Genomic DNA, 13,396 nt, shown 5'->3' with positions numbered 1-13,396 from the left:
ATGGGCACGCTCCAACCGGCCCTCAACGCCACCTCCGCCAATCTTCCCGCCCCCGTAGCATCCGCCGCGCCGGCGGTGTCGACAAAGACCTGGATCGCGGTGATCGGCGCCACGCTCGGCGCCTTTATGGCGGTTCTGAACATCCAGATCGTCAACGCCTCGCTCGCGGACATTCAGGGCGCGATCGGCGCCGGCATCGACGACGGCGGCTGGATCTCGACCTCCTATTTGATCGCCGAGATCGTGGTCATCCCGCTGTCGGGCTGGCTCGCGCAGGTGTTCTCGATCCGCATCTATCTGCTCACCAACGCGATCCTGTTCCTGGTTCTGTCCGCGGCCTGCGCACTGGCGCAGGATCTGTCGCAGATGATCGTGCTGCGCGCCATCCAGGGCTTCACCGGCGGCGTGCTGATCCCGATGGCCTTCACGCTGATCATCATGCTGCTGCCGCGCGCCAAGCAGCCGGTCGGCCTTGCGCTGTTCGCGCTGTCGGCGACTTTCGCGCCGGCGATCGGCCCGACCATCGGCGGCTATCTCACCGAGAATTTCGGCTGGCAATACATCTTCTACGTCAACCTGGTTCCCGGCGCGATCATGGTCGGCATGCTCTGGTACGCGCTCGAGCCCAAGCCGATGAAGCTGGCGCTGCTTCGCGAGGGCGACTGGGCCGGCATCATCACCATGGCGATCGGCCTGTCCGCGCTCCAGACTGTGCTGGAGGAAGGCAACAAGGACGACTGGTTCGGCTCGCCGTTCATCGTCAAGCTCTCGATCATCGCCGCTGTTGCGCTGACGGCATTCCTGATCATCGAGCTCACGGTGAAGAAGCCACTGCTCAATCTGCGTCTGCTCGTGCGTCGCAATTTCGGCTTCGGCATGCTCGCGAACTTCCTGCTCGGCATTGCACTCTACGGCTCCGTGTTCATCCTGCCGCAATATCTGGCGCGTATTCAGGGCTACAATGCCGAGCAGATCGGCATGGTGCTGGCCTGGACCGGGCTGCCGCAACTCGTGCTGATCCCGCTGGTGCCGCGCCTGATGCAGAAGTTCGATGCGCGGATCATCATCGGCGTCGGCTTCGTTCTGTTCGCAGCATCCAACTTCATGAACATCAACATGACCAACGACTATGCCGCCGACCAGCTGCTGTGGCCCAATATCGTGCGCGCCATCGGCCAGGCGCTGGTGATGCCGCCGTTGTCGGCGGTCGCGACCGCAGGCATCGAAGCGGAGAATGCGGGCTCGGCCTCCGGCCTGTTCAACATGATGCGCAATCTCGGCGGCGCCGTCGGCATCGCGCTGCTGCAAACCGTGCTGTCCAAGCGCGAGCAATATCACTCCAATGTGCTGATGCAGTCGGTCTCTGTGTTCGAGGAGGCCACACGAACGCGGCTCGAGCAGCTCACGCAATATTTCGTCAATCACGGCGTTATCGACCGTGCGGACGCCGCGCATCGCGCCTATGTCGCGATCGGCCATACCGTACAGAAGCAGGCCTTCATCTTCGCCTTCAGCGACACGTTCTACCTGCTCGGCATGGCGCTGATCGTCGCTCTCATCGCCGTATTCTTTCTGAAGAAGCCTGGCCAGGTCTCGGCCGGCGGAGCCCACTGATCAACCAACGAAAAGGAGAACGACCATGAAGCCCCGCATGAACTACTATCAGGCCGCACCCGATACGATCAAAGCGCTGATGGCGCTGGAGGCGCAGATCCAGTCGACGGGCCTCGAGAAATCGCTGATCGAGTTGGTCAAGATCCGGGCCTCGCAGATCAATGGCTGCGCCTTCTGCATCAACATGCACACCGAGGACGCCCGCAAGCGCGGCGAGACCGAGCAGCGCATCTACCTGCTCAATGCCTGGCGCGAATCCCCGCTCTATTCCGACCGCGAGCGCGCCGCGCTCGCCTGGACCGAAGCGGTGACGCTGATCTCAGAGACGCATGCGCCCGACGAGACTTACGAACAGGTCCGTGCGCAGTTCTCCGAGGAGGAGACGGTGAACCTGACCATGCTGATCGGTGCCATCAATGCCTGGAACAGGATCGCGATCGCATTCCGCGCCGTGCATCCGGTGAAGGTGAAGGCGTCAGTGGCTTAAACCGACGGCAACGGACAGTCTCGTAGGGTGGGCAAAGCGTACGCGTGCCCACCATTCTTCAGCAAAAACGTGAGAAGGCGTGGGCACGGCGCAACCGCGCCTTTGCTCACCCTACGACAGCCACGTATGCCGCTTACACCGCCGTCGCCTTGGCGAAGTCCACGTAGATCTCGCGCAGACGCGTCGCCATCGGGCCGGGCTTGCCGTCGCCGATCGTCCTGCCGTCGATGGCGACCACCGGCTGCACGAAGGAGGATGCGCTGGTGATGAAGGCTTCCTTGGCGGCGAGCGCTTCGGCGACCGTGAAGGAACGCTCCTCGACGCGGAGCTGGCGCTCCTCGGCAAGCGCGATCACGGCCTTGCGGGTGCAGCCGGGCAGGATCGCGTTGGAGTTCTGGCGGGTGACGATCACGTCGTCCTTGGTCAGGATGAATGCCGTGGACGAGCCGCCTTCGGTCACATAGCCATCCTGCAGCATCCAGGCTTCGCCGGCGCCGGCTTCCGCCGCGGCCTGCTTTGCCAGCACCTGCGCCAGCAGCGCCACGCTCTTGATGTCGCGGCGCTCCCAGCGGATGTCGGGCACCGTGATGACATTGATGCCGGACTTTGCCACCGCGGCGTTGATGATGTCCTTCTCGGACGTGAACATCACCAGGCTCGGCTTGACGTCGGCCTTGGGGAACGGGAAGTCGCGCCCCTTGTCGGCACCGCGCGTCACCTGGAGATAGACGAGGCCGTTCACGAGCTTGTTGCGCGCGATCAGCTCCTTCTGCAGCTCGGTGATGCGCTCGATGGTCTCCGGCAGCTTCAACTTGATCTCGCCGACGGACCGCTCCAGCCGCGCCAGATGCGAAGCATTGTCGACCAGCTTGCCGTCGAGCACGGCCGAGACCTCGTAGATGCCGTCAGCGAACAGGAAGCCGCGATCGAGCACCGAGATCTTGGCTTCCGAGAGCGGGACGAATGAGCCGTTGACGTAGGCGATCGAGTCCAAGGCAGGTCTCCTGGGAGGGGGAATTTGGCGCGCTTATACGCCAGTTAGAGGGACGGATCATCCCTCTATTTGTCATTCCGGGGCGGCGCGAAGCGACGAGCCCGGAATCCATAACCCCGGCTGGTGATTATGGATTCCGGGCCCGCGCCAAGGCGCGTCCCGGAATGACAGAGGAGTTAATGCGACAGAATCTTCGACAAGAACTTCTGCGCGCGGTCGCTGCGGGGCTTGCCGAAGAAATCGTCCTTTGCTGCGTCCTCGACGATCTCGCCGCGGTCCATGAAGATGACGCGGTTGGCAACCTTGCGGGCAAAACCCATCTCGTGGGTGACGACCATCATGGTCATGCCCTCGCGGGCGAGATCGACCATGACGTCGAGCACCTCGCTGACCATTTCCGGATCGAGCGCCGAGGTCGGCTCGTCGAACAGCATCACGATCGGATCCATCGCGAGCGCGCGAGCGATGGCGACGCGCTGCTGCTGGCCGCCGGAGAGCTGCGCCGGGAATTTCTGCGCCTGCTCCTTCAAGCCGACGCGCTCGAGCAGCTGCATGCCTTTGGCCTGCGCCTTGTCATGCCCCCTGCCCAGCACCTTCTCCTGCGCCAAGCAGAGATTGTCGATGATCTTGAGGTGCGGAAACAGCTCGAAATGCTGGAACACCATGCCGACGCGCGAGCGCAGCTTCGGCAGATCGGTTTTGGGGTCGTTGACCTTGGTGCCGTCAACGAGGATGTCGCCGCTCTGGAACGGCTCCAGCGCATTGACGCATTTGATCAGCGTCGACTTGCCCGAGCCGGAGGGGCCGCAGACCACGACGACCTCGCCCTTGGTGACATTGGTGGTGCAGTCGGTCAGCACCTGGAAGGTGGGGCTGTACCATTTGTTGACGTGGCTGATTTCGATCATGAGCGGGGAGCCCTAGCGAATGATGGCGATGCGCGCCTGGAGGCGGCGGACGCCGTAGGACGCGATACAGGAGATGGTGAAGTAGACCACGGCGGCGAACAGATACATTTCGACCAGGCGGCCGTCACGCTGCGCCACCTTGCTCGCCGCGCCCAGGAAGTCGGTGATCGACAGGACGTAGACCAGCGAGGTGTCCTGGAACAGCACGATGGTTTGCGTTATCAGCACCGGCAGCATGTTGCGGAAGGCCTGCGGCAGCACGACGTAGCGCATGCTCTGGGCGTAGGTCAGCCCCAGCGCACTCGCCGCGGCCGGCTGGCCGCGCGAGATCGACTGGATGCCGGCGCGCATGATCTCGGAGAAATATGCCGCCTCGAACATGATGAAAGTGACGAGCGAGGACGTGAACGCGCCGACGCTGATCGGACGCGAGGCGCCTGTCACCCACTGCCCGATATAGGGCACCAGGAAGTAGAACCAGAAGATCACCAGCACCAGCGGCAGGGAGCGCATGAAGTCGACATAGATGCCGGCGATGCGGCCCAGAATCTTGAATCCGGACAGGCGCATCAGGGCGAGCGCCGTACCGAAGACTAGGCCGCCGAGAGCTGCGAGGAAGGTCAGCGTCAGCGTGAACGTCATGCCCTCGTAGAACAGATACGGCAGCGCGCGGCGGATGACGTCGAAATCGAGATTGCCGAGCATCGCTTATTTCCCCGTGATGTAGCCGGGGATCGCAACCCAGCGCTCGAGGAAGCGCATCGCGGTCACGACGACGGCGTTGACGAGGAGATAGAGGATGGTCGCGGCGGTGAAGGCCTCGAACACCTGGAAAGAGAATTCCTGCATCGAGCGCGCCTGTCCGGTCAGCTCGAGCAGGCCGATGGTGATGGCGACGGCGGTGTTCTTGATGGTGTTGAGGAATTCAGACGTCAGCGGCGGCAGGATGATGCGGAAGGCCATCGGCAGCAGCACGTAGCGATAGCCCTGCACGGTGGTCAGGCCGAGCGCAGTCGCCGCCATCTTCTGCCCGCGCGGCAGCGAGGAGATGCCGGCCTGCAGCTGCACGGCTACGCGCGCCGACATGAAGAAGCCGACCCCGATCGCCGCCGTCCAGAACGGCGCGTTCGGCAATTGCTTCAGCCACAGCCCGGCCGCCCTCGGCAGAATTTCCGGCAGCACGAAAAACCACAGGAAGAGCTGCACCAGAAGCGGCATGTTGCGGAAGAATTCGACGTAGGCGAAGCCGAACCAATTGGCGCCCTTCGACGGCAGCGTGCGCATGACGCCGACGATCGAGCCTGTGATCAGCGCGATCACCCAGGCCAGCGCCGCGGTCTTGAGGGTCAGCGCCAGCCCCGACAGCAGCATGTCGAGGTAGGTGCCGGTCCCCATCGGATTCGGCTGGAAGAAGATTCCCCAGTTCCAGTTGTAGTTCACGTGTCCCCCGCGCGAACGCGCCCGTCATTGGACGTCTTGAGCGCCTATGCAAATGTCCGGCCACCCTGGTGTCAAGAGTGGCCGGACATGATCCCGATCGAAAAATCGAGGTTTTATCTTACTTGTAGTCGTCCGGGTTCGGCGAGTCCGTCGGCTTGGCGAACTCGTTCTTCAGCTCGGCCGAGATCGGCGTGTTGAGGTTCAGGCCCTTCGGCGGGATCTTCTGGGTGAACCACTTGTTGTAGATCTTCTCGGCCTCGCCGGAGGTGTAGAGCGCGGCGGTCGCCGCATCAACCACCTTCTTGAAGGCGGGATCGTCCTTGCGCAGCATGATGCCGTAGGGCTCGGGCTTGGAGAACGCGTCCTTGGAGATAACGTAGTCGTCCGGGTTCTTCGAACCGGCGACGAGGCTCGCCAGCAAGATGTCGTCCATGACGAAGGCGACCGCGCGGTCGGTCTCGACCATCAGGAAGGCTTCGGCGTGATCCTTGGCCGGAATGATGTTAGCGCCGAGGCCCTTGGCGACATTGGCTTCGGTGAGCTGCTTAATGTTGGTGGTGCCGGCGGTCGAGACCACGGTCTTGCCCTTGAGGTCATCGATCGACTTCAGGCCGCTCGACTTCTTGAAGACATAGCGGCTGGCGGTCAGGTAGTGGGTGTTGGTGAAGGCGACCTGCTTCTGGCGCTCGGCATTGTTGGTGGTCGAGCCGCATTCGAGGTCGATGGTGCCGTTGGCCATCAGCGGGATACGGGTCGCCGAGGTCACCGGGTTGAGCTTGACCTCGAGCTTGTCGAGCTTGAGCTCCTTCTTCACGGCGTCGACGATCTTGTAGCAGATGTCCATCGCGAAGCCGACCGGCTTCTGGTTGTCGTCAAGATAGGAGAACGGGATCGAGGAATCGCGGAAACCGAGCGTGATGGCGCCGGTGTCCTTGATGTTCTTCAGCGTGCCGGTCAGCTCCTGGGCCCCGGCTTGGCTGACGACGAGGGTCGCGGCGAGCGCGAGCCCGATGTGACGGAAATGTTTCACGTTTTTCTTCCCCTTTCGGATGATGCGGCCCGGATGCAAGCACAAATCGGGCCGGATTAGAATGTAACTTTCGGCTGGATTATCGGCTCAGGTTAACGGGCCAGTCGGTGGCTTTGGCAACTCGCCGAGATCCCAGAACAGCCCGGCCATCACCGTCAAGGCCTCTTCGGTCAATGGCAGCAGGATGTGCTCATTGGGCGCATGCTGGGAGCAGCCGGGATAGGAATGCGGCACCCAGATCGTCGGCAGTCCCAGGATCTCGGAAAACACGTCGTTGGGCAGCGAACCGCCGAAATTCGGCAGCACGGCCGGCGCCTTGCCGGTGGTCTCTCGCACCGAATCCGCCGCCCATTTGATCCACGGGCTGTCGAAATCGGTGCGCGATGCAGCAAAACTCTGCGCCGCGCGCACCTCGACCATCGGAAAACCGCGTCCGACCAGATGCGCGCGGACAGCGTCGATCAGCCCCTCAACCTTCGTCCCGACCACGAAACGCAGTTGCAGCACGGCATTGGCCTGGCCCGGAATCGCGTTGGCCGGCTTCTCGATATTGCCTGAGGACATCGCCAGCACTTCCAGCGTGTTCCAGGCGTAGAGCCGTTCAGCGGCCGATAGACCCTCCTCGCCCCAATTTTCGGCCAGCGCCGGCTCGTCCGCAGTCGGCACCACCTCGACGTCGGCGAGATAGGAGCGGATCTGGTTGGTCAGCCGCGGCGGCTTCAAGGCATCGAGCTGGAGACGGCCGCGGCCGTCGACCAGGGTGGAGATCGCGTTGACCAGGATGGTCGCGGGGTTGGCGAGCACGCCGCCCCAATTGCCGGAATGGTGGCCGCCGTCGCGCAAGTTCACGTCGAGATGGATGCGGATGCCTCCACGACAGCCGAGAAACAGGGTCGGCCGATCGGCCGAGAGGCGCGGCCCGTCGGAGGCCATGAACAGGTCGGCCTTGAGCGCGTCGCGATGGAGATCGCAGACCTTGCCGAGATCGGGCGAGCCGATCTCCTCGCCCATCTCGATGATGAACTTGGCGTTGAAGCCGAGCTTACCGCCGCGCGCCTCGCGCACCGCACGCAGCGCGGCCATATTGATGCTGTGCTGCCCCTTGTTGTCGGCGGTGCCGCGGCCATAGAGGCGCGTCCCGGAAGCATTGGTGCGCCAGGGATCCCGGCCATCACGCCACTCGCCTTCCATGCCGTCGACGACATCGCCATGGCCGTAGACCAGCACGGTCGGCGCAGACGCGCTCTCGTGATGCTCGGCGAACAGGAACGGCGCCTTGCCGCTCGGGGATTCGACGATGCGGCTGGAAAAATCGAGCGCGGCGAAAGCCGGCTGCATCTCCTGCTCCAGATAGGCGCGCAGCTCGGGGCCGCGCTGCGGATTCTGGCTCTCGGTCTTGTAGGCGACGCGGCGATCGAGTTCAGCGAGGAACGCGCCGGACTTGAAATCCTCACGGGCGCGGGCGATGGCGTCGGCTCTGGTCATGCTTGCTTTTCGAGACTGTGAGACGAAGGACCTTACCCGACATGGGTTGGCCCTCGAAAGTGGCGGGGACTTGGATGGTTTCTTGTAGTTCTCTTGTAGCTCTCTTGGGATTTTCGTTCTTGCTTCCTTGAGACTGACTTGCCAAGCGCAGCTGCGACGCTGACTTTGGCCTTGCCAAGCGCAAGCCTTCTATTCTTGGCCCTTGCCAAGGACCAAGAATATGCAAGAACTTCGCCAAGTTGGGGCGCACATCTATCATTCGAAGAGCGCTCAGTACAGGGCGCCGAGGGACCAGCATGGCCAAAGAGATCAGGCTCAACGCCTTTGCGATGAATTGCGTCGCACACCAATCACCGGGCCTGTGGACCCATCCGCGCGACCGCACCGCCGATTATAACCGCCTGCCCTACTGGACCGATCTCGCCAAGACGCTGGAGCGCGGCCGTTTCGACGGGCTGTTCCTGGCCGACGTACTCGGCGTCTACGACGTGTATGGCAACAGCCCTGACGCAGCCTTGCGCAATGCAGCGCAGACGCCGTCGAACGAGCCGCTGCTGCTGCTGTCGGCGATGGCGGCGGTGACGCAAAATCTCGGCTTCGGCGTCACCAGCAATCTGTCCTTCGAGCCGCCCTATCCGTTCGCACGGCGGATGTCGACGCTGGATCATCTCACCGAGGGGCGGATCGGCTGGAACGTCGTCACCGGCTATCTCGACAGCGCCGCGCGCGGTGCCGGCAAGGACAAGCAGACCGGGCACGACGACCGCTACGACATCGCCGACGAATATATGGAGGTCGTCTACAAGCTCTGGGAAGGCAGCTGGGAAGACGATGCCGTGCTGCGCGACCGCAAGCGCGGCATCTTCACCGACCCGGCAAAAGTTCATCGCGTCAATCATGCGGGCGCGAACTACCGCATCAACAACACCATTCACCTCAGTGAGCCCTCGCCGCAGCGCACGCCCGTGCTGTACCAGGCCGGCACCTCGCCGCGCGGCCGGCAGTTCGCGGCCAGGCACGCCGAGTGCGTGTTCATGTCGGGACCGTCAGCCAAGGTGATCGCGCCGCGCGTCTCCGCGATCCGGCAGGAGGCGGCCGCACTCGGCCGCGATCCGGCGGAGATCCTGATGTTCTCGATGATGACGATCATCCTCGGACGGACGGAAGCCGAGGCGAAGGAAAAATACGCCGACTACCGCCGCCACATCAGCCCAGAAGGCGCGCTGGCGCTGATGTCGGGATGGACCGGCGTCGACTTCTCCGGCTACGACCTCGACCAGCAGGTGCGCCACGTCCAGAACGATGCCGGCCGCAGCGCGATGGACAACGTGACCCGCGCCGACCCTGACCGCGTCTGGACCGTGCGCGACGTCATCGAGCATGTCGGCATCGGCGGCGCTGGCCCGGTCGTGGTCGGCACGCCCGAGATGGTCGCAGACAAGATCGAAGCATGGTTCGAGGCGACGGATGTCGACGGCCTCAACGTCGCGTTCGCGATCTCGCCCGGCGATTTCGAGGATATCGCCGACATGCTGGTGCCCGAGCTGACGCGGCGCGGAAGGTACAAGAGCGAGTACGCCAAGGGCACGTTGCGGGAAAAACTGTTCGGCGAGGGCCGCGCGCGCCTCGACGCGCCGCATCCCGCGGCGGAGTATCGCGTGGGGAAGAAGGGGTAGGCGGAAGATCGCGCCACAGCCAGGCTGTCGTCCCCGCGAAGGCGGGGACCCATAACCACAGGAAGTAGTTTGGCGAAGACTCGGGAGCTCGATACGCCTACCAGCCGCAGTCGATAGATCACGCGGTATGGGGTCCCCGCCTTCGCGGGGACGACTGCGGGGCTACACCTTCCCGTCCACCATCACCTCGATCAGCTTGGTTCCCGGCCGATTGAACGCTGACGTCAGCGTTGCCTTCAGTTCGCTGACATCGCTGACCTTGATCGCCTCACAGCCGAGTGCCTTGGCGACGCCGGCGAAATCGACCGGCGGATTGACGAAATCCATGCCGACGTAATTGTCATCGCCGTGGAAGGCGAGCAGGCGCTGCTTGATGATGCGATAGCCGCCATTGTTGGCGATGACGACGTTGAGCGGCAGCTTGTGATGCGCCGCGGTCCAGAGCGACTGGATCGAGTACATCGCGCTGCCATCGCCGGAGAAGCACACCACGGGGCGATCGGGATTGGCAATGCTGGCGCCGACTGAGGCCGGCAGGCCCCAGCCGATGCCGCCGGAGGCGAGCCCGTGATAGCCGTAGCGGTCGCGATGCGGATGCAGGGCCGTGATCTGGCGGCTGGAGGTGAGACCTTCATCGACCAGGATGGCGTTGTCAGGCATCGCCTCGACCATTTGCAGCACGAGGAAGTCCGGATCGATCGGTGTGCGGCCGGCACTCTTGCCGATCTGCTCGACCAGCGCCGCGCGGCGCGCGGTCCAGTTCTTCGGCGCGAGCTCGGCGAGACGCTGCTTGGCGCGGCTCGCGAGGGCTGCGCCGCCCATCTCCTTGAGTACCGGGATCAGCGCGCGCAGCGTTTCCTTCAGATCCGCCTTCAGCGCGATCTCGGCCCCGTAGTTCTTGGCGATCTCCCAATCGACGAGGCCGATCTGCACGATGCCGAGGCCCTCAGGCAGCGCATCGACCTCGCTATAGACCGACATCCGCAAGGGATCGCCGCCGAGCGCGATCAAGAGATCGTAGGGCGCGAGCGTATCGCGGGCGACCTTCTGCACGCGCGCGAGCGTGCCGACGAAGCTCGGGCTTTCGGACAGAAAGTGCGAGCCGTAGGGCGTCGAGGACTGATAGGCCGCAGCGCCGAGCAGCTCGGCCAGTTCAGCCGCCTCCGTCAAAGCATCGCTCTTGACCACCTCGTCCATGGTGACGATCACGGGACGCTCAGCCTTGAGCAGGCGTGCGGCAAAGGCCTTCAGCGCCTCGTCCGACGGTTTCGTGCGCGCATCGATGCGGGTGGAGCGGCCGAGATCGATCCCGGCTTCGCTGTTGAGGATGTCGCCGGGCAGCGAGATGAACACCGGCCCGGTCGGCGGCGTCATCGCCACCTTGGCGGCACGGCGCACGATGCGCGGCAGGTCCTCCAGCCGTGTCACCTCGACCGCCCATTTCACCAGCGGCTCGGCCATGCGCACCAGCGGACCATAGAGCACCGGCTCCATCAGACCGTGGCCCTGCTCCTGCTGGCCCGCCGTCAGGATCATCGGCGTGCCCGTGAACTGGGCGTTGTAGAGCGAGCCCATGGCGTTGCCGAGGCCGGGCGCGACGTGAACGTTGCAGGCGACGAGCTTGCCCGAAGCGCGGCTGTAGCCGTCGGCGATCGCGACCACCAGGCTCTCCTGCATCGCCATCACATAAGTGAGATCGGGATGGTCCTTCAGCGCATGCATGATCGGCAGCTCGGTGGTTCCAGGATTGCCGAACAGATGCGTGATGCCCTCGTCCTTGAGCAGCGCGAGAAAGGCGGAGCGGCCGGTGATCTTGTTCTTCATGTTTCCTCCAGGAGCGGACCGTTGCCGCAAGGACCGAAAGCATGATGGCCGAGATGCTGGCAGAGGCGCAAGGAAGCGCGGTCATGGCTGCGTTGCGCGGGAGAGGCGCTACATCTCCTCCCGCCCGAGTTCGAACGGGTCGTCCCCGCCAGCGCGCTTCTTCCTTTTCGAGCGCTGCCAGACGACGCCGGGAAAGCCCTTCAGCGGCACCAGGGGCTCGCCGGTATAGGCCCATTCCTGCAGCTCCTCGATGGCGATGTGATAGAGCGGCTGGCGGCCGGTGCGCTCGTTGAACAGGGCGCGCGGGATGTTGACCATGTGCGGCCCGCGCGGGCGCTCGTACATGATCGGCGTGCCGCAATGCGAGCAGAAGCTGCGCGCGATCTTCGTCGCCTTGTCCTCGTAGCGGGTCAGCGCGGTCTTGCCTGAGGTGATGCGGAAGCGCTTCTTCCAGCTTCCGACATAGGTGGCGTAGGCCGCGCCATGGGCGCGGCGGCTGGCAGCGGAATGATCGTGCCAGGCCCAGCGCGCGGGCACGTCGATCTCGAAGGCGACCTTGCCGCAGAGGCATTGGCCGGTGGCGATCCCTGCGGCGGCTGCGGCTTTGGCCATGGACGTCTCTCCGTCGTCATTGCTAGCGCAGCGAAGCAAGCTCGTCATTCCGGGGCGATGCGAAGCATCGAGCCCGGAATCCATCCCACGTCCAGGTATGCGGCCCGATGGATTCCGGGTTCGCGACTTCGTCGCGCCCCGGAATGACAGATCAAGCCGGCGTCAGCTCGTCATACACCGGATAATCCGTGTACCCCTTCTCCTCGCCGCTGTAGAACGTCGCGCGATTATACGGCGTGATCGGGTAGCCGTGCTCGAGACGACGCGGCAGATCAGGATTGGAGATGAAGATGCGGCCGAAGGCGATGATGTCCGCATGTCCGTCGGCGATCGCCGCATTCGCGGTCTCCCCGGTGAAGCCGCCGGCCGTCATCAGCACGCCGCTGTAGAGCGGACGGAACAGCACCATCGCCGATGGCACGTTCTGCCAGTTGACCTCGGCGCGGCCCGAACCGCTGGAGCGCGGTTCGATGAAATGCAGGTACGCCAAACCCAGCTTCTCGAGCGCCTTCACGACATGGGTATAGAGCGGCATCGGATCGGGCTCGCCGGAATCATTGGCGATGCCGTAGGGCGACAGCCGCACAGCGACACGGTTCGAGCCCCAGACGTCGATCGCCGCCTGCGTGACCTCGAGCAGAAGGCGCGCACGGTTCTCGATTCCGCCGCCATATTGATCGGTGCGCTGGTTGCTGCGCGATTGCAGGAATTGCTCGAGCAGATAGCCGTTGGCGCCGTGGATCTCGACACCGTCGAAGCCGGCGGCGAGCGCATTCTTGGCACCCTGCCGGAACGCCTCGACGATGCCCTTCACCTCATCAGTCTCCAGCGCGCGCGGCGTCTCGTAGTCGGCGATCTTTCCGTCGGCCGTCATCGCCTTCATGCCTTCGGCCTTGATCGGAATTGCCGAGGCCGAAACCGGCAGCTCGCCGCCGTGGAAGGAGGAATGAGAGACGCGGCCGACATGCCAGAGCTGGAGAAAGATGATGCCGCCCTTGGCGTGCACGGCATCCGTCACCTTGCGCCAGCCCGCGACTTGCGCCTCCGAATAGATGCCGGGTGTCGCCGGATTGCCGCGGCCGTGCGAGAGCACCGGCGAGGCTTCGGCGATGATCAGGCCGCCCTTCGTCGCACGCTGGCCGTAATATTCGGCGTTGAGTGGCCGCGGCGCGAAAGTGTCGCGCTCGGCCCGCATGCGCGTTAGCGGCGCCATCGCGACGCGATGCGCGAGCTGGTAGGGACCGACCTGCAACGGCTTGAACAAGGCTTCGAATTTCATGTGGTCCCCGGATGTCTTTGAAAGGATGCAGATGATTGTGAGGGAGA

Annotated in this window: 12 protein-coding genes; 3 read left to right on the top strand and 9 right to left on the bottom strand. The window is 64.0% G+C overall.

Translation table 11 applies throughout. The features are described 5' to 3' along the window. Both I6F33_RS02010 and I6F33_RS02005 read left to right on the top strand, forming a co-directional pair. Positions 1 to 1,614, top strand: coding sequence for an MDR family MFS transporter (locus I6F33_RS02010; RefSeq protein ID WP_225140881.1), 1,614 nt, complete (start codon positions 1 to 3; stop codon positions 1,612 to 1,614). Positions 1,615 to 1,639: 25 nt separating this feature from the next. Next, entirely contained in the window at positions 1,640 to 2,101 is a 462-nt protein-coding gene (locus tag I6F33_RS02005; RefSeq protein ID WP_035997291.1) for a carboxymuconolactone decarboxylase family protein, read from the top strand. A 133-nt stretch (positions 2,102 to 2,234) separates the two neighbouring features. Here I6F33_RS02005 and I6F33_RS02000 read toward each other — a convergent pair whose 3' ends face one another. The 6 genes from I6F33_RS02000 to I6F33_RS01975 all read right to left on the bottom strand — a co-directional run bounded on the left by I6F33_RS02000 (position 2,235) and on the right by I6F33_RS01975 (position 7,958). Then, positions 2,235 to 3,095 (bottom strand): D-amino-acid transaminase, encoded by an 861-nt coding sequence (locus I6F33_RS02000; RefSeq protein ID WP_225140879.1) that lies wholly within the window; start codon positions 3,093 to 3,095, stop codon positions 2,235 to 2,237. A gap of 176 nt (positions 3,096 to 3,271) precedes the next feature. Next, positions 3,272 to 4,003, bottom strand: coding sequence for an amino acid ABC transporter ATP-binding protein (locus tag I6F33_RS01995; RefSeq protein WP_035997285.1), 732 nt, complete (start codon positions 4,001 to 4,003; stop codon positions 3,272 to 3,274). Between the two features lie 12 nt (positions 4,004 to 4,015). Further along, positions 4,016 to 4,708, bottom strand: a complete 693-nt coding sequence (locus I6F33_RS01990; RefSeq protein ID WP_035997282.1) for an amino acid ABC transporter permease — start codon at positions 4,706 to 4,708, stop codon at positions 4,016 to 4,018. A 3-nt stretch (positions 4,709 to 4,711) separates the two neighbouring features. Continuing rightward, positions 4,712 to 5,443: an amino acid ABC transporter permease gene (locus I6F33_RS01985; protein WP_035997279.1), complete on the bottom strand. Its 732-nt coding sequence runs from the start codon at positions 5,441 to 5,443 to the stop codon at positions 4,712 to 4,714. A gap of 118 nt (positions 5,444 to 5,561) precedes the next feature. Further along, positions 5,562 to 6,473: an amino acid ABC transporter substrate-binding protein gene (locus I6F33_RS01980; RefSeq protein ID WP_225111556.1), complete on the bottom strand. Its 912-nt coding sequence runs from the start codon at positions 6,471 to 6,473 to the stop codon at positions 5,562 to 5,564. 87 nt (positions 6,474 to 6,560) lie between these two features. Further along, positions 6,561 to 7,958, bottom strand: a complete 1,398-nt coding sequence (locus I6F33_RS01975) for a M20 family metallopeptidase (protein WP_225139403.1) — start codon at positions 7,956 to 7,958, stop codon at positions 6,561 to 6,563. Between the two features lie 296 nt (positions 7,959 to 8,254). Between I6F33_RS01975 and I6F33_RS01970 the strand changes: the two genes are divergently transcribed. Beyond that, positions 8,255 to 9,634, top strand: coding sequence for an LLM class flavin-dependent oxidoreductase (locus I6F33_RS01970; RefSeq protein ID WP_225140877.1), 1,380 nt, complete (start codon positions 8,255 to 8,257; stop codon positions 9,632 to 9,634). A 162-nt stretch (positions 9,635 to 9,796) separates the two neighbouring features. Here I6F33_RS01970 and I6F33_RS01965 read toward each other — a convergent pair whose 3' ends face one another. The 3 genes from I6F33_RS01965 to I6F33_RS01955 all read right to left on the bottom strand — a co-directional run bounded on the left by I6F33_RS01965 (position 9,797) and on the right by I6F33_RS01955 (position 13,349). Beyond that, positions 9,797 to 11,458, bottom strand: coding sequence for a thiamine pyrophosphate-binding protein (locus tag I6F33_RS01965; RefSeq protein WP_225140875.1), 1,662 nt, complete (start codon positions 11,456 to 11,458; stop codon positions 9,797 to 9,799). 108 nt (positions 11,459 to 11,566) lie between these two features. Beyond that, entirely contained in the window at positions 11,567 to 12,070 is a 504-nt protein-coding gene (locus tag I6F33_RS01960; protein WP_036021041.1) for a GFA family protein, read from the bottom strand. Between the two features lie 151 nt (positions 12,071 to 12,221). Then, positions 12,222 to 13,349 (bottom strand): alkene reductase, encoded by a 1,128-nt coding sequence (locus I6F33_RS01955; protein WP_036021039.1) that lies wholly within the window; start codon positions 13,347 to 13,349, stop codon positions 12,222 to 12,224. Positions 13,350 to 13,396 lie beyond the last annotated feature (47 nt).

Origin of the sequence: Bradyrhizobium sp. BRP20 (assembly GCF_020194215.1) — a bacterium.
In the GTDB taxonomy this organism is placed as follows: domain Bacteria; phylum Pseudomonadota; class Alphaproteobacteria; order Rhizobiales; family Xanthobacteraceae; genus Bradyrhizobium; species Bradyrhizobium yuanmingense.
Note: the sequence above shows the minus strand (reverse complement) of the source record. Positions and strands in the feature narration are given on the sequence as shown.